The 16,304-nt window shown below is 67.6% G+C and carries 13 protein-coding genes and 1 pseudogene; 6 read left to right on the plus strand and 8 right to left on the minus strand.

What is annotated here, in order from left to right; all coding sequences use genetic code 11:
- The first annotated feature begins 123 nt into the window (after positions 1–123).
- Positions 124–657: a chloramphenicol phosphotransferase CPT gene (gene cpt / locus F3087_RS38635; protein WP_150407119.1), complete on the plus strand. Its 534-nt coding sequence runs from the start codon at positions 124–126 to the stop codon at positions 655–657.
- Here cpt and F3087_RS38640 read toward each other — a convergent pair.
- The gene (locus F3087_RS38640; protein WP_150407120.1) at positions 645–1,628 is read right to left on the minus strand and encodes a helix-turn-helix transcriptional regulator; all 984 of its coding nucleotides are present in this window, start codon (positions 1,626–1,628) and stop codon (positions 645–647) included. The genes cpt and F3087_RS38640 overlap by 13 nt on opposite strands.
- A 94-nt stretch (positions 1,629–1,722) precedes the next feature.
- Here F3087_RS38640 and F3087_RS38645 point away from each other — a divergent pair, with 94 nt between their 5' ends.
- On the plus strand, positions 1,723–2,088 hold the full coding sequence (locus F3087_RS38645; protein WP_150407121.1) for a VOC family protein: 366 nt from the start codon (positions 1,723–1,725) through the stop codon (positions 2,086–2,088).
- A 35-nt stretch (positions 2,089–2,123) separates the two neighbouring features.
- Here F3087_RS38645 and F3087_RS38650 read toward each other — a convergent pair whose 3' ends face one another.
- Positions 2,124–3,389, minus strand: coding sequence for an RNA polymerase sigma factor (locus tag F3087_RS38650; protein WP_150407146.1), 1,266 nt, complete (start codon positions 3,387–3,389; stop codon positions 2,124–2,126).
- Positions 3,390–3,401: 12 nt separating this feature from the next.
- Positions 3,402–3,752 (minus strand): YciI family protein, encoded by a 351-nt coding sequence (locus F3087_RS38655; RefSeq protein ID WP_150407122.1) that lies wholly within the window; start codon positions 3,750–3,752, stop codon positions 3,402–3,404.
- Positions 3,753–4,029: 277 nt separating this feature from the next.
- On the opposite strand from F3087_RS38655, the gene car reads away from it, so the two are divergent.
- Positions 4,030–7,545 (plus strand): carboxylic acid reductase, encoded by a 3,516-nt coding sequence (car, locus tag F3087_RS38660; RefSeq protein WP_150407147.1) that lies wholly within the window; start codon positions 4,030–4,032, stop codon positions 7,543–7,545.
- A 36-nt stretch (positions 7,546–7,581) separates the two neighbouring features.
- On the opposite strand, the gene F3087_RS38665 is transcribed toward car, so the two are convergent.
- A complete protein-coding gene (locus tag F3087_RS38665; RefSeq protein ID WP_150407123.1) occupies positions 7,582–8,388 on the minus strand; it encodes an ABC transporter ATP-binding protein in 807 nt (268 codons plus the stop codon).
- Positions 8,385–9,056, minus strand: a complete 672-nt coding sequence (locus tag F3087_RS38670) for a FadR/GntR family transcriptional regulator (protein ID WP_150407124.1) — start codon at positions 9,054–9,056, stop codon at positions 8,385–8,387. The genes F3087_RS38665 and F3087_RS38670 overlap by 4 nt, the downstream gene beginning before the upstream one ends.
- 241 nt (positions 9,057–9,297) lie before the next feature.
- On the opposite strand from F3087_RS38670, the pseudogene F3087_RS38675 reads away from it, so the two are divergent.
- Both F3087_RS38675 and F3087_RS38680 read left to right on the plus strand, forming a co-directional pair.
- Positions 9,298–10,623 (plus strand): annotated as a pseudogene (locus tag F3087_RS38675) (2-isopropylmalate synthase); the annotation flags it as partial.
- Between the two features lie 83 nt (positions 10,624–10,706).
- Positions 10,707–13,004, plus strand: coding sequence for an ATP-binding protein (locus F3087_RS38680; RefSeq protein WP_223885679.1), 2,298 nt, complete (start codon positions 10,707–10,709; stop codon positions 13,002–13,004).
- Between the two features lie 5 nt (positions 13,005–13,009).
- Here F3087_RS38680 and F3087_RS38685 read toward each other — a convergent pair whose 3' ends face one another.
- Together F3087_RS38685 and F3087_RS38690 are read right to left on the minus strand one after the other, a co-directional pair.
- Positions 13,010–13,534: a DinB family protein gene (locus F3087_RS38685; RefSeq protein ID WP_223885680.1), complete on the minus strand. Its 525-nt coding sequence runs from the start codon at positions 13,532–13,534 to the stop codon at positions 13,010–13,012.
- Between the two features lie 54 nt (positions 13,535–13,588).
- Positions 13,589–14,218, minus strand: coding sequence for a maleylpyruvate isomerase family mycothiol-dependent enzyme (locus F3087_RS38690; RefSeq protein WP_150407126.1), 630 nt, complete (start codon positions 14,216–14,218; stop codon positions 13,589–13,591).
- A gap of 189 nt (positions 14,219–14,407) precedes the next feature.
- On the opposite strand from F3087_RS38690, the gene F3087_RS38695 reads away from it, so the two are divergent.
- Complete coding sequence (locus tag F3087_RS38695) at positions 14,408–15,601, plus strand: cytochrome P450 family protein (RefSeq protein WP_223885681.1); 1,194 nt, start codon at positions 14,408–14,410, stop codon at positions 15,599–15,601.
- On the opposite strand, the gene F3087_RS38700 is transcribed toward F3087_RS38695, so the two are convergent.
- Positions 15,598–16,266 carry a maleylpyruvate isomerase family mycothiol-dependent enzyme gene (locus F3087_RS38700; RefSeq protein ID WP_150407127.1) on the minus strand — a complete coding sequence of 223 codons (669 nt, stop codon included), beginning with the start codon at positions 16,264–16,266 and terminating at the stop codon, positions 15,598–15,600. The two genes, F3087_RS38695 and F3087_RS38700, sit on opposite strands and share 4 nt — an antisense overlap.
- Positions 16,267–16,304 lie beyond the last annotated feature (38 nt).

The raw sequence follows: 16,304 nt of genomic DNA on the forward strand, positions 1-16,304 counted from the left end.
TTGCGGTGCGGCGATTACCACGGCGTTACAACCGGACTAGGGCGCTGCCCGTAAACGTGAACGGCGGGCGGCATTTGGCGAAATTTGTTGGAGGCATGCTGGTGTCGCCTCTAACGTGACGACGTGACGACTCAGGTGATCGTGCTCAATGGGGGCTCCAGTTCGGGGAAGTCCGGTATCGCCCGATGTCTGCAGGCGGTCCTGCCGGATGCCTGGCTGACCTTCGGGGTCGACACCTTGATCGAGGCCCTGCCCGTTTCGCTGCGGGCCGCCGGCGCGGGGATCGAGTTCGCCGCCGACGGCGGGGTGCGGATCGGGCTGGAGTTCCTGCGCCTGGAGGCGGCGTGGATCGAGGGGATCGCCGCGATGGCCAGGGCCGGCGGCCGGATCATCGTCGACGAGGTCTTCCTCGGCGGCGCGTCGTCACAGCAGCGCTGGCAGAAAGCCGTAGCCGGACTGAGCGTGCTGTGGGTCGGTGTCCGCTGCGACAGCGCCGTCGCCGCGGGTCGCGAGGTCGCTCGCGGCGACCGGGTCCCCGGCATGGCTGCCTCACAGGCAGAAGTGGTCCACCAGGGCATGGTCTACGACCTGGAAGTCGACACAACCCTGACCGAGTCCCTGGCCTGCGCCCGGGTCATCGCAGCTCACGTCAGGTGACCAGGGGTTGCGGGCCGGACGTCGGCGTAGCGGTGGACGATCTCGTCGGCGAGCTCGCGCAGGCGGATTCGCACCTCCGGCGGACCGAGCACGGTGATGGCGCCGGCGAACGGCAGTAGCGCGCGCACGTCCTCGAGGTGGATGAAACAGATCTTGACCTGCACCGCGGTGGGGTCTGTCCGGGTGTCGTGCCGGATCAGTCGTGGCCCGAAGATCCGTTGCGCGCGCTCGAACTGGGCCTGTTCGACGGTGGCCCGGACCTCGATCAGATGCTCGTGTTGCCACCGGTCGAGGAGCGCGGCCGTCACGCTGCCCAGGGTCTGATTCCTGCGGATGCGTCGCGGGCGATCGACTTCTGCCCAGTTCGTGATGCGCTCCAGGCGATACATGCGTGGCGCGCGGTCGCAATCGGCGATGAGGTACCACGTCCCAGCCTTGGCGAAGAGCCCGTAGGGGTCGACGGTCAGGTCGTAATGCCTTGCTTCGCTGGAGCTTTCGTATTCGATATGTAGTCGGCGCGCGCGCCGTATCGATCCGATCAGCGCGGCCGGCGAGGTGCCGGACGGCCCGGGGCGAAGCCACGGACTGCTATCGACGTGCACGACCTCATTGAGCGGTAACAGCCCGTCGGCGCGGGGGGAGCGCAGCGTGGCGAGCTTCGACTGGGCGCGACGACTGTCGGCCGATGCGTCGAGATCCGCGCGTTGCTTGTCATCCAAACCCGTCAGCGACAGCTGATCCCGCTCGGCCGGCGTGAGTCGCAGCAGGTCATACCCCGTTCCGGCGAGCATGGTCACGCCGCCGGTGCGACCGCGCTGGGCGAGGACCGGCAGGCCCGCATCGCGCAGCCAATTCAGGTCCCGGGTGACGGTTCGAAGCGACACACCGAGCGCGGCCGCCAGATCATGCGTGGTCACGGCATCTCGTCGTTCGAGGAGCAGCATCAACGAGAAGAAGCGGTCAGGCGTCACCGGCCAACTCTGCCAAATAATTACGCCGGAATCCGGCGCATATCCCGGCCAAGGTGGTGGTTGCACACAGAAACCGCAGGAAAGGGAACCACTTATGACCGCATCCGTCGTGTTCATCGTCTATGTGAACGACGCGCCCGCCGCGGCTCGCTTCTACGGCGATCTGCTCGAGCTGCGCCCCGCGTTCGAGACTCCGGGATACATCACCTTCGACTTGGGGCCGGGCGCTGATCTCGCCCTGTGGTCCGGGCGGATCGAGCATCTGACCGCGAGCGTGCCGCGCACGAGTGAGGTCTGCTTGGCGATCGAAGGCGGACCTGACGAGCTCGACGCGATGTTCGAGCAGTGGCGAGCCAAGGGCGTGACGATCCTGGAGAAACCCCGAGATGCCAGCTTCGGCCGGACTTTTCTCGCGGCCGATCCCGACGGCAACCGTATCCGAGTAGCGCCCAAGGACTGAGGAACTACGCAGGCGACAGCGCGGCATCAGCGATGTCAGATCTCATCGCGTGCCGCGCGGTCGAGCAGCAGAGTTCGCTCGGCTTCGTTGGCGGTGAGTTCGGCGGCTCGGCGGAATTCGGCTCGTGCCTCTTCCTGGCGTCCGAGTTGGGCGAGGAGGTCGCCGCGGACTGCGTTGTAGAGGTGATAGGTGTTCAGTGCGCCCGCGAGTGGGTCGATGAGGTCGAGGCCAGCGGCGGGGCCGTGGACCCTGCTTACCGCGACCGCGCGGTTGAGTTCGATGATGGGGGATGGGAAGCGTTCGGCGAGAACGGCGTACAGGCCGGCTATGCGCCGCCAGTCGGTGTCTTCCGGGGTGGCCGCCATGGCGTGCACGGCGGCGATCGCGGCCTGCAACGCATAGCTGCCCGGCGGTAGGTCGCGGTCGCGGGCGGCCGTGTTGGCGCGCGCCAACGCCGCGAATCCGCGGCGGATCAGCAGGTGGTCCCAGCGCGACCGGTTCTGATCGGCAAGCAGGACAACATCTTTCGCGGGGCCGGTGCGTGCGGGGAGCCGGGACGCCTGCAACTCCAGCAGCGCGGCCAAGCCGTGCACCTCGGGTTCGGTGGGCAGCAGCTCGGCCAAGATGCGGACGAGTCGTAATGCGTCCTGGCACAGCTCGATTCGAATCCAGTCCGCGCCCGCGGTCGCCGTATACCCCTCGTTGAAAATCAGATAGACGACCGCGAGCACGGAGCCGAGCCGCTCGGTCAGCTCGGCGCCCTCGGGTACCTCGTAGGGCACCTGCTTCGCGGCGATGGTTCGTTTCGCCCGGACGATGCGTTGCGCCACAGTGGATTCCGGGACGACGAAGGCGCGGGCGATCTCCTCGGTGGTCAGGCCGCCGAGCAGTCGCAGCGTCAACGCCACCCGCGCCTGCTCGGACAGCACGGGATGGCAGGCGGTGAACATCATCCGGAGCAGATCGTCCTCGACGGCGGCGTCGGGTTCGGGATCCGCCGGCTGCTCGGTCACCAGGGCGTGGCCGAGCACCGCCAGCTTGCGGGTGAAGTTCTGCGTGCGGCGGATCCGGTCGATTGCCCGGTGCTTGGCGGTGAGCATCAGCCAGCCGCCGGGGTTCGGCGGCACGCCGTCGCGCGGCCACTGTTCCAGCGCCGCGACGAGCGCGTCCTGGGCCAGTTCCTCGGCAGCGTCGATATCGCCGACGACGCGGGTGAGCCCCGCGACCAGTCGCGGCCATTCCATCCGCCAGACCGTTTCCACGGCGCGGTGGGTCTGTTCCGGCGACCGGTCGGGGCTCATCCGCATGGCCGATCAGGCCGGCTCGTCGATCTGCCGGATCTCGATGTCGATGTCCCACTCCGGTCCGTGCACGCCGAGGAAGCGCGAGGTCCACTCGATCGCTTCGTCCTTGGACTTGGTCTGCAGGATGCAGTAGCCGCCGACGACCTCCTTGGACTCGGTGAACGGGCCGTCCAGCATGGTCTGCTTGCCGCCGCTCTGGCTGATCCTGGTCGCCTCGGTGACCGGGCGCAGGCCGTTGGTGTCGAGCAGCACGCCCGCCTTGGTCATCTCCTCGATCACCTTGCCGACCTGCTCGAACATCGCCTCGTCCGGTTCCGGCGCGGTGGTCGGGTCGACGTGGATCAACATCATGTAGCGCATCTGCGGTCCTTTGCTCGTCGTCGTCAAGATCGGTCGATCCTCACCTCACTGCATCGAACGGCTATCGCCCGAATCGACATCTCGCCGAAGATTCTCCCCGGATTTTTCCCGCGTGGCTGCGACGACGCGATTTGCGTTGCCCCCCCGCGGTCTTCACAGCAGACTCCCAGCCAACAAAGACGTTAGTTTTGCTAAGGTAATAACGGCGGGCGCGTATCGCGCCGCCGAGTTTCTACCTGATCCCGTCAAGTTTTTGCTGGTCGTGGAGGTGGACCTTATGTCGATAGATTCCCGTGAAGAGCGGCTCGCGCGCCGCATCGCAGATTTGCACGCCACGGACGCACAGTTCGTCAGCGCCCTGCCCGACGAGGCGGTGACCGCGGCGCTCGAGCAACCCGGCCTGCGACTGTCGCAGCTGGTGCGCACCGCACTGTCCGGTTACGCGGAGCGGCCCGCGCTCGGGCAACGCGCCGTGCGGTTCGTCGAAGACAAGGCGACCGGGCGCGTCTCTACTGAACTACAGCATAGTTTCGACACCGTCACGTATGGCGAGCTGTCGGAACGCATCGATGCCTTCGCCGGAGCGCTCGCGGGCGTCGTGCGACCTGGTGATCGTGTGTGCATCCTGGGCTTCAGCAGCGTCGACTACACAACGATCGACCTGGCGTTGATCCCGCTCGGTGCGGTGTCGGTCCCGTTGCAGACCAGCGCGCCGGTCACCCAGATGCGCCCGATCGTCGAGGAGACCGAACCGCGGGTACTCGCCTCGAGCGTCGACTATCTCGCCGACGCCGTCGAACTCGCGCTGGCCGCCGCACCCGAGCGGCTGGTCGTGTTCGACTATCTGCCGCAGGTGAACGCGCAGCGCGAGGCGTTCGAAGCGGCCCGAGCGCGGCTGGCCGCAGCGGGCAGCCCGGCGGTGCTGGAAAGCTTCGCCGATGTTCTGGACCGTGGAAAAGATGTGACCACAACGGATTTCGTGCCCAACGAGGCCGACCCGCTGACGCTGTTGATCTACACCTCCGGCAGCACCGGCGCACCCAAGGGCGCCATGTACACCGAACGACTGGTCGCCAACTTCTGGCGCAGGTCGACCAAAGCCGCCTGGGGACAAGAGGGTTCGACCCCCGCGATCACGCTCAACTTCATGCCGATGAGCCACGTCATGGGCCGCGCCGTCCTGTACTGGACGCTCGGCACCGGCGGCACCGCGTATTTCGCGGCCAGGAGCGATCTTTCGACGCTGCTGGAGGATCTCGCGCTGGTGCGGCCGACCCAGTTGAATTTCGTGCCGCGGATCTGGGACATGCTGTTCCAGGAATTCCACAGCGAGCTGGATCGGCGCTCCGCCGACGGCGCCGATCGGGCCGAGCTGGAAGCAGAGGTGATGGCGGATCAGCGCCGGTCGCTGCTCGGCGGCCGGTTCGTCACGGCGCTCACCGGGTCCGCGCCGATCTCCCCGGAGCTGCGCGCGTTCGTCGAAACCTATCTCGACCTGCATCTCTTGGAAGGCTACGGCTCGACCGAGTCCGGTGCCGTGTTCATCGACGGGCACGTGCGCCGTCCGCCCATCACCGACTACAAGCTGGTCGACGTGCCCGACCTCGGCTATTTCCGCACCGACCGGCCGCATCCGCGTGGCGAGCTGCTGGTCCAGTCGAACGACTTGTTCCCCGGCTACTACAAGCGAGCCGAGGTCACCGCGAGCGTGTTCGACGCGGACGGCTACTACCGGACCGGCGATATCGTCGCCGAGATCGGCCCGGACGAGCTGGTCTACCTCGATCGGCGCAACAACGTGCAGAAGCTGTCGCAGGGCGAGTTCGTCACGGTATCCACGCTGGAGGCGGTGTTCGACAGCAGCCCGGTCGTGCAGCAGATCTACATCTACGGAAACAGTGCGCGCGCTTATCTTTTGGCGGTCGTCGTGCCCACGCCCGAAGCGTCGGCGCGCACCGGCGGCGACGTCGAGGCGCTGAAATCGCTGATCAGCGACTCGCTGCAAGAGGTCGCGCGCACCGCCGAATTGCAGTCCTACGAGATCCCGCGCGGACTGCTCATCGAGACAACGCCGTTCACACTGGAGAACGGCCTGCTCACCGGCATCCGCAAGCTGGCCAGGCCGAAACTCAAAGAGCACTACGGTGATCGGCTGGAACAGCTTTACCGCGAGCTCGCCGAAGGGCAGGCCGACGAACTGCGCACGCTGCGCCGCGACGGAGCCGATCGTCCGGTGCTGGAGACGGTCAGCCGGGCAGCCGGCGCGCTGCTCGGCGCTTCGACCGCGGATCGGCGGCCCGACGCGCACTTCACCGACCTGGGTGGAGACTCGTTGTCCGCGTTGACCTTCGCCAATCTGCTGCACGAGATCTACGACCTCGACGTGCCGGTGGGCGTCATCGTCAGCCCGGCGACCGATCTGCAGACCATCGCCGACTACATCGAGGCGGAACGCACCGGTGGCTCGAAGCGAGCCACGTTCGCCACGGTGCACGGCCGCGATGCCACCGAAGCACATGCCGGTAATCTCACCCTGGACAAGTTCATCGACGCCGAAACGCTCGCCGCCGCACCGGCATTGCCGCGTCCGAGCGCCGAGATACGGACAGTCCTGCTGACCGGCGCGAGCGGTTTCCTCGGCCGCTACCTGGCGCTGGAATGGCTCGAGCGCCTGTCTCTGGTCGACGGCAAACTGATCTGCCTGGTGCGGGCCAAGGACGACGCCGCGGCTCGCGCCCGGCTGGACGAGACCTTCGACAGCGGTGACCCGGAGTTGTTGCGGCACTACCGAAACCTGGCCGCCGATCACCTCGAGGTCATCGCCGGCGACAAGGGCGAGGCCGACCTCGGCCTCGATCGGCAGACCTGGCAGCGCCTGGCCGACACGGTCGATGTGATCGTCGATCCCGCGGCCCTGGTCAATCACGTTCTGCCGTACAGCCAGCTGTTCGGCCCGAACGCGGCGGGCACCGCCGAGCTGATCCGGCTCGCGCTCACCACGAAGCTGAAGCCGTTCACCTACGTGTCGACCATCGGCGTCGGCGCGCAGATCGAGCCGTCGGCGTTCACCGAGGACGCGGACATCCGGGTGGCCAGCCCGACCCGCGCGGTCGACGACAGCTACGCCAACGGCTACGGCAACAGCAAGTGGGCGGGCGAGGTGCTGCTGCGACAGGCCAACGACCTGTGCGGACTGCCGGTCGCGGTCTTCCGCTGCGACATGATCCTGGTCAGCGACCGCTACGATGGCCAGCTCAACCTGCCGGACATGTTCACCCGGATGATGCTCAGCCTGGTCGCCACCGGCATCGCGCCCGGCTCGTTCTACGAGACCGACGCGGACGGCAACCGGCAGCGGGCGCACTACGACGGCCTGCCCGTCGACTTCATCGCCGAGGCCATCACCACCCTCGGCGAGCAGGTGACCGACGGGTTCGAGACCTATCACGTGATGAACCCGTACGACGACGGCATCGGCCTGGACGAGTACGTCGACTGGCTGATCGACGCGGGCTACTCGATCCAGCGGATCGCCGAATACGACGACTGGCTGCGCAGATTCGAGACCGCGCTGCGGGCGCTGCCGGAACAGCAGCGGCAACACTCGCTGCTGCCGCTGCTGCACAACTATCAGCGACCCGAGCAGCCGATCCGCGGCTCGTTCGCGCCCACCGAACGATTCCACGCCGCGGTGCAGGAGGCGAAAGTCGGTCAGGACAAGGACATTCCGCATGTCACCGCGCCGATCATCGTCAAGTACATCACCAACCTGAAGATGCGCGGATTGCTCTGAGCCCGAAACCCGGTGCGGCCCTGCGCCGCACCGGGATCAGGTCGGCCAGGCGGGCCTGCTGTGCGCGGCGCGGGCGCTCCAGCGGCCGTCGTAGCGGACCTCGACGGGGTGCGCGAAGGCGGCCGTGACGTTGTCGGTGGTGAGAGTTTCCCGAGCCGGGCCGGCGGCGACAGTATGGCCGTCGGCGATGAGCAACGCGTGCGTCGTGGTGCTCGGGAGCTCCTCCAGGTGATGGGTGACCAGCACCGACGCGACCTCGGGGTGGGTGTCGCCGAGGGTGTCGATGGTTTCCAGGAGTTGTTCGCGCGCAGCGAGATCCAGGCCGGTGGACGGTTCGTCGAACAGCAGCAGGCGCGGTTCGGCGATGAGCGCGCGGGCGATCAGCGTGCGGCCGCGTTCACCCTGCGAGAGGGTGTTCCAGGTGTTGCCGGCCTTGCCGGTGAGGCCGACCGTGTCGATGATCGCGTCGGCGCGGATGAGTTGATCCGCGGTCGGCGTCCAGCGCATGGGCGTATCAATGGTCGCGGTGATCCCGGTCAGCACGACCTGGCGGACGGTCAGCGGATATTGCAGCGGATGCCGCGGGTTAACATGGCCGATCGAGTGGCGCAGGCGTTGCAGTTCGACGCGGCCCAACTGTTCGCCCAGGACGCGGACCGTGCCCGTGGTGGGAAACGTGACCGCGCCGCAGAAACCGAGCAGGGTGCTCTTGCCCGCCCCGTTGGGCCCCAGCAGCGCCCAGTGCTCACCGGCCCGCACGGTGAGCGAGATGCCGTTGATGATCTTCTTGCCCTCGCGGCGGAACGTCACGTCCGTCAGTTCGAGCACCGGAGCTCCGGTCACGTGAATGCCTCCTTCAATGCGGTCAGATGAGAGCGGCTGAGTTCCGCTGCGGCCGTGGGATTTCGGGCGACGATCGCCTCGACGAGCAGTTCGTGCGCGGCATGGTCGGCGCGTTCGGACGGCACCGGGCGGATCGTCAGCATGTCGATCATCGCCAGGCGCAGGCGGGGGAGGAACGTGTCGAACAGCTGGACCAGCACCTCGTTGTGCGCCGCGACCAGCACCGCGCGGTGGAAGGCCATGTCCGCGTCGACGTGCTCGGCCACCGGCTCGCCGTGTCCTTCGCGCGCGAGCAGGGTGGAGCGGAGGATGCGCAGGTCGGCGCGGGTGCGCCGGTGCGCGGCCAGGGCAGCAGCCTCCGCCTCGATGGCGATGCGCGCCTCGATCACCGAGGCGATGGTGGCGCGGCGCAGCACCACGTCCCAGTCGTCCTTCGCGTCCAGTGCCGTGACGAACACGCCCGCGCCCTGCCTGCTGTCCAGCACGCCCTTGCCGGCGAGTTCCCGGATCGCTTCACGCAGCGTCGAGCGGCCGACCCCGAGCTGCGCGGCCAGCGTCGTTTCCCCCGGAAGCCGGTGCCCGAGCGGCCATTCGCCCGCCTTGATGCGGGTCATCAGCAACTCGGCCGCCTGGGCGGCGAGCGGATGCCGGCGTACCTGCGAGACCATCGCAACCTCTCTACTTGTCTGAGGAGTTGTGTATAGTCTAGCCATCATGCGAACGATGCTTCTGCTTAGCCGCCACGGCGGGGCCTGAACGACCGGCCCCCCGCCGTGGGGCTCTGTCGTGGCCGGTCACCTCCGTTTCGTGACGACCAGAAGGCACCGCATGTCTTTCCCGACGATCAACACTCCCACCGGCGCGATCCCCGGCAACGCACCGGGATGGAACCCGCAGCGGCACTCCCAGATGCCCTCGCACCGTTACCGATCCGTCTACGACCGGGTGGAAGTGCCACTCACCGAACGCGATTGGCCGAACGCGCGGATCGCCGCCGCGCCGCTCTGGGTCCCGGTCGACCTGCGCGACGGCAACCAGGCCCTCGCCGAACCCATGGACCCCGAACGCAAGCGCCGCTTCTTCGAACTGATGGTGGCCATGGGCTACAAGGAAATCGAAGTCGGCTACCCGTCCGCCTCGCAGACCGACTTCGACTTCGTCCGGCTGATCGCCGAGACCGACCTCGCGCCCGCGGACGTCACCATCGTCGTATTCACACCCGCCAGAAGGGATCTCATCGAACGCACCGTCGAGTCGGTGCGCGGACTGCGCAAGGTCGTCATCCACATGTACGCCGCGACCGCACCCACCTGGCGAAACACCGTGCTGGGCAAGGACCGTGCCGCGCTGCGCGAACTCATCCTCGCCGGTGGCCGCGACATCCTGGAATTCGCCGACGAACTGCCGGACGTGCGGTTCCAATTCTCGCCCGAGGTGTTCATCCTCACCGAACCCGACTACGTACTGGACCTGTGCGACCGAATGACCACGCTGTGGGACGCCACCCCGGAACGCCCGGTCACCCTGAATCTGCCTGCCACGGTGGAGGTCGCGACGCCCAACGTCTACGCGGACCAGATCGAATACATGCACCGCAACCTCGCCCGCCGGGACAGCGTCATCCTGTCCGTGCACCCGCACAACGACCGCGGCACCGGCATCGCCTGCGCCGAACTCGCGGTGCTGGCCGGCGCGCAACGCGTCGAGGGCTGCCTGTTCGGCAACGGCGAACGCACCGGCAACGTGGATCTGACCACCCTCGCCTTGAATCTGCATGCGCAGGGCGTGGATCCGATGATCGACTTCGCCGACATCGACGAGATCCGCCGGACGGTCGAATACTGCACCCGCATGCCGGTCGCCGAACGGCACCCGTACGTAGGCGATCTCGTGCACACCGCGTTCTCCGGCACCCACCAGGACGCGATCAACAAGGGCATGGCCGCGCATCGCGCACGGGCCGCGCAGGCGGGAATCCCGGAACGCCAATTGGATTGGCAGGTGCCGTACCTGCCGATCGACCCGGCCGACCTCGGCCGCACCTACGACGCGGTGATCCGGGTCAATTCGCAGTCCGGCAAGGGCGGCATCGCCTACCTGTTGAAGACGGAGTTCGGCATCGACCTGCCCCGGCCTCAGCAGATCGAGTTCGCCAGGCACGTGCAGGCGCACACCGACGCGACCGGCCGGGAAATCACCGCGGCCGAGCTGCGCGAGCTCTTCGAGGCGGTCTATCCGGCCATGCTGACGTCCTGACCCGCCCGGCGTCTTCGGGCAAACCGCCCGGCGGCGCGCCCGTCCGTGCGAAGGTAATCGGCGTGGCGCGGTACGTGACAGGAAACCTCCCCGCCGAAGTGACCAGCTTCGTCGGGCGGGGCAGCGAAGTCGCCGCCGCCAGGAAACTGCTGTCCAGCACCCGTCTGCTCACCCTCACCGGGCCGGGCGGCGTCGGTAAGACCCGGCTGGCCCGGCGGGTGGGCGAGGCGGTGCGGCGGGCCTTTCCCGACGGCGTGTGGCTGGTCGAGGTGGCCCACGTCAACGACGGGGAACTGGTGGCGCTGACCGTCGCGCAGGCGCTCGGCCTGCGCGACGACACCAGCGTCCCGCTGGCCGGCCTCACCGATTACCTCGGCGGCAAACACCTGCTGCTCGTGCTGGACAACTGCGAGCACCTGATCGGCGCCTGCGCCGAACTCGTCGACCGGCTGATCGCCAGCACCCCCGACCTCCGGGTGCTGGCGACCAGCCGCGAACCGCTCGGCGTCGTGGGGGAGCAGGTGCTGCCGGTCGCGCCGCTGCCGGTGCCCGATATGGACGAGGACTCCGGCGAAGTCGACGCGACGGACAATCCCGCGCTGCGGCTGCTGATCGACCGCGCGACCGCCGCGAATCCCGAATTCCAGGTCACCCCGGCGAATCTCGGGGCGCTCGCGGCGATTTGCCTTCGGCTGGAAGGTATTCCGCTGGCCTTGGAGCTGGCGGCGCTGCGCCTGCGGGCATTCACCCCGGACCAGGTGCTGGAGCGCCTCGACGACACCATGCGTCTGCTCACCACCGGCCTGCGCACCGCGCCGGAGCGTCAGCAGACCCTGGAGGCGGCTATCCGCTGGAGCTACGACCTGTGCACCCCCGGCGAACAGCTCCTGTGGGAGCAACTCGCGGTGTTCGCCGGCGGTTTCGACCTGGTCGCCGCCGAGGCGGTGTGCCTGCTCGACCCGCCCGACGCGCTGGTGGACGCGCTCACCGGACTGGTCGACAAGTCGGTGCTGAGTCATCGGCAGGACGGCGACGGCACCGGCCGCTACACCATGCTCGAGCCGCTGCGGCAGTTCGCGCTGGCCCGGTTGGCGGCGCATGGCGACGAGTACGCGCTCCGGATCCGGCACCGCGACCACTACTACCGGGTCGCACAGCGCGGGCGCGTCGAGTACTGGGGTGACGCCGATGTCATCTGGTTCCGCGATGTCACCCGCGAACACGCGAATATGCGTGCCGCGCTGCAATTCGCGCTCGCCGACCCGGACGGCGCGCACCGCGGGTTACAGATCGCCAGCGAGCTGCGGCCGTTCTGGGAGCACTACCGGTTCTTCCTGGAGGGCTACCGGTGGCTGATGGACGCGCTCGGCAAGGATCTCGCGCGCACCACCGACCGGGCGCGGGCGCTCGCCGCCGCCTCGGTCATCGCCGGCATGCTGTCGGACACGGTGTCGGCGTACGAGTACCTGGCCGAATGTGTCGCGATAGCAACCGAATTAGCCGCCGAAGAGGTGCTGGTCGAGGCGCAGCTGCTGGCGTCGGTGCTGGCGTTCGCCGAGGCCGATCCGGTGCAGGCGCTCGAAATCGCCGAGGACGCCGCGGTGCGGGCCCGCGCGTGCGGGCATCACGGCACGGAGATGGAATGTCTCGCGTTCGGGTATGTGTGCGCGATGGTGCTCGAGGACGAACGGGCAGGCACGTTGGCCGAGCAGTTCCTGGCGAAGACCGCCGAGCACGGTTCGCATCTGCTCGGTGGGCTCGCGTGGTGGGCGGTCGGGACGAATCAGTGGCGAAACGGCAACGGGGACAGGGCGGTCGAGGATCTGCGGCGCGCGGTCGAACTGCTGCGCTTGTTCGATCGCTGCGTGTGGACGGCCTCCGCGTTCGACGGGCTGGCCTGGGCCGCGGCCGCGAGTGGTGACCAGCGACGGGCCGCCCGCCTGATGGGGGCGGCGACGACGGTACGGCGCGGCAGTACGCAGCGGCTCGCGCACGCCATGACCGATGTGGTCGGCGAGAAGGTCCGGCTCCGAGTCCATGATGCGCTGGGGGACAAGGAATTCGGCGCGGCATTCGACAGCGGCGCCGCGCTCACCCTGGACGAGGCGGTGCGTTACGCGCTCGGTGTCGAGCAGGCCGCTCCGCTACCGACGCCGAAATCCGTTGCCGACGACCAGCTCACGCGCCGGGAGAAGGACGTGGCCCGATTGGTCGCGGCCGGCTACAGCAACAAGCGCATCGCCGCCGAACTGGTCATCTCGATCCGCACGGCGGAGAGCCACGTCGACCATATCCTCACCAAGCTCGGCTTCGATTCCCGCGCGCAGGTCGCGGCGTGGGTCCGCGAGCACGCGCTTTGACCGGGTCAGTCGCCGGTCGCGCCGTCGATGCGTTCGCGCAGCAGATCGGCGTGCCCGTTGTGCCGGGCGTACTCCTCGATCATGTGGATGTAGACCCAGCGGAGGTTGTACACCAGTTCCGGGCGGCGGGGATGCGGGAAGGTGTGCTCGAGCGACAGGTCGGCGACCGCGGCGTCGGCCAGCTCGATCTCCTGTAGGAAGAGCGCGAAATCGGTTGCGGGGTCGGCCTGTTCGGTGTCGTCGAAGTCGCCGTCCGGATTGTCTGTGCTGCAATAGATGTAGTCCACGTCGATGGCAGCCGCGGCCAGGCGGAACCAGCCGCGCTCCACCTCGGACATGTGCCGGACCAGGCCGTGCAGCGACAGCGACGAGGGTGCGACGGCCCGCTCTCCGAGCTGCTTCGCGTCGAGTCCCGCGCACTTCTGCAGCAGGGTGTCGCGGTGAAAGTCGAGCCAGGCCTGCAACATCGGCCGCTCGTCGGCGATCAGCGGCGGCTTGGTTCGGGTGCGGTCGGGTGCGGTCCAGGTCACGCGGCGACTGTAACTCGATGAGGTGGCCGGCGGCTCGTGATTTATCTCCGGGCGTCAGCTCGGACGAGTGAACTGTTTCGCTCTGTCGCCGTGCAACCGGCCGGCGGGCAGGGTGCGCCCGCACAGCACCAGCAGCAGGTCTTGCGCGGCGCCGGACACGACCTCGCCGGACCCATAATTCCATTCCAGGTCATCGGCGCGCAGCTGGATTCCTTTGAGATCAACTCCGAAGAATTTGACGCTCTTGGCATTGATCGAGTCCAGTACCAGGCGCAATCGGTCCTCGGGCACCTTGCGGTCCAAGCCGAGCGCGACGGTGATGTCCAGACCGTGGATGACATCGTGACTAAGCGCACCCTCGAACCCGCCACCCGGCGGCTTCCACGGGTGAGCGACGTTGTCCCACAACCACTTCAGCAGGTCCTCCGCGGACAGCTCCGCGGCGTCGTGCCGGGCGGTCCGATCCGACATCCGATGGAAACTGCCCGCCGCGCGCACCATCTCGAACGCGAACCGCGGCCCCGACAGCCGATACGGCATGGTCATGTGCGCGACGACCTCACGCACCCGCCACCCCTTGCACAGGGTCGGCGCATCCCAGCTCTCCGCGTCGAGCCCGGCCAACAGCTCGGCAAGGTCGGTCCGCTCGTCCGTGATCGCCTTGCGCACCTGGGTCTCCGTCATCATGTCTCCTCGCCCGAGATCATTCCCCGCCACGCCGCGAGATGCCATACGACGCGGGAAATTCGTGATCCTGCAACAGGATCGGGGGCGGTGGTTGGGGCGCATTTGCCGGGGACCGGCGGGGATCTGCATGATGGGCTGGATATCAGTGCGCACGCCGCGACCATCCCAGGCATCCGGAGTAGAGCTGTGACCTCACCTATTGCACCGTTCGATGCGGACTACCTCGTCGATCCGTACGTGGTGCACCGCAAACTTCGGGAGAGCGCACCTGTGCACCGCGTCGTGCTTCCGGATGGTTCCGAAGCATGGTTGGTCACCAGGGAGGCGGATGTCCGCAGGGGGCTCGCCGACCCTCGGCTGTCGATCGACAAGCGCTCGTCCAGCACGGGGTACACGGGTTTCGCCCTCCCGCCGGTGTTCGAGGCGAACCTGCTCAATATCGACGCTCCGGACCACACGCGCCTGCGCCGCTTGGTTTCGCATGCCTTCACCCGCCGGCGCGTCGACAGCCTGCAAGGCAAGATTCAGGCGGAGACCGACCTCCTGCTCGATCGTCTCGCCGAGCGTGAACAGTCCGAACTCATCGCCGATTTCGCCGCTCCGCTGCCACTGACCGTCATCGGAGACCTGCTCGGCATCCCCGGCGAAGATCGCGAGCGATTCCGGGGCTGGACCAACGCGCTGCTCGCGCCCGATCCGAACCAGCCGGGGCAGGCGAAAGAAGCCGTCGTCCAGATGGCGCAATTCATGGTCGACCTGGTCGCCGCCAAACGTGCCACGCCTGCGGACGACTTTCTGTCCGACCTGATCGCGGTGCGTGACGCGGGTGATGTGCTCACCGAGAACGAGCTCGTCTCGCTGGCCTTCCTCATCTTCTGGGCGGGCTACGAAAATGCCGTCAAGCTCATCGGGAAGGGTGTACTGGCGTTGCTGGACCACCCGGAACAACTTGCCGCATTGCGGGTTACCGCGCCCTCGATCAGCGATTCCGCGGTCGAGGAACTGCTCCGCTACGCCCACCCGAGCCAATTCGCCATCCGCCGATTTCCCACCGAAGACATCACCATCGGTGACGTCCGAATCCCCGCCGGCGAAACCGTGCTGCTCGGTACCGCATCCGCCAATCGGGATCCATTGTTCGTGCCCGATCCCGAAACACTCGACCTGTCGAGACCGGACAACGCGCACCTCGCCCTCGGCCACGGCATTCACTATTGCCTCGGCGCCCCATTGGCCCGACTCGAAACTCGTATCGCTCTCGGCAGCCTGCTACACCGCTTCCCGCGAATCGAGTTGGCGATACCGCGCGACCAAATCCGCTGGCGTTCCTCATTCCGTGAACACGGCCTGCACGCGTTGCCATTGTTCCTCGGCGGCTAGGCGGGGCTGGGCAGGTGTTTGCGGTGGCGTCCGTGCTGCCCGGACCAGGTGAATCGCTGGGCGTTGTCGCCGTGCAGCGTTCCGTCGGGAAGCGTGCGGCCGCACAGCACCAGCAGTAGATGCTGGGCGGCGCCGGAGAGGACTTCGCCGGAGCCGTAGCTCCAGTCCAGGTCTTCGGCGCGTAGTTCGATTCCGTTGAGGTGGACGCCGAAGAACTTGACGCTCTTGGGATTTACCGCGTCCAGCACGACGCGCAGCCGATCCTCCGGCACCCTGCGCTCCAGTCCGAGCGGGACCGTGATGTCCAACCCGTGGATGACGTCGTGGCACAACGCGCCCGCGAACCCGTAACCCGGCGGCTTCCATGGGTGAGCGACGTTGTCCCACAGCGACTTCAGCAGATCCTCGGCGGTGAACCGGGCCGCGTCCTGATGGGCGGCATGATCGGCCAGTCGATTGAAACCGCCTGCCGCCCGGAGCAATTCGAGCGCGAAGCGTGGTTCGGACAGGCGGAACGGCAGGGTGATGTGCGCGACGACCTCGCGCACCCGCCAGCCCCGGCACAGCGTGGGCGCGTCCCAGCTCTCGGCGGCGAGGCCGGTCAAGATTTCGGCGAGTTCTGTCCGTTCCGCCGTGATCGCCGCGCGCACCTCGGTATCGGTCATTGTTTCTCCTCGCCGCGACCATTCCTCCCGTGTCCACA

Origin of the sequence: Nocardia colli (assembly GCF_008704205.1) — a bacterium.
Classification (GTDB): Bacteria; Actinomycetota; Actinomycetes; order Mycobacteriales; family Mycobacteriaceae; genus Nocardia; species Nocardia colli.

Bases quoted from the DNA above. Each gene is read 5' to 3' on its own strand.
- F3087_RS38670 (WP_150407124.1), bottom strand. From the start codon at position 9,056: ATGGTCTCGCAGGTACGCCGGCATCCGCTCGCCGCCCAGGCGGCCGAG.
- car (WP_150407147.1), top strand. From the start codon at position 4,030: ATGTCGATAGATTCCCGTGAAGAGCGGCTCGCGCGCCGCATCGCAGAT.
- F3087_RS38645 (WP_150407121.1), top strand. From the start codon at position 1,723: ATGACCGCATCCGTCGTGTTCATCGTCTATGTGAACGACGCGCCCGCC.
- F3087_RS38655 (WP_150407122.1), bottom strand. From the start codon at position 3,752: ATGCGCTACATGATGTTGATCCACGTCGACCCGACCACCGCGCCGGAA.
- F3087_RS38690 (WP_150407126.1), bottom strand. From the start codon at position 14,218: ATGACGGAGACCCAGGTGCGCAAGGCGATCACGGACGAGCGGACCGAC.
- F3087_RS38700 (WP_150407127.1), bottom strand. From the start codon at position 16,266: ATGACCGATACCGAGGTGCGCGCGGCGATCACGGCGGAACGGACAGAA.
- F3087_RS38650 (WP_150407146.1), bottom strand. From the start codon at position 3,389: ATGAGCCCCGACCGGTCGCCGGAACAGACCCACCGCGCCGTGGAAACG.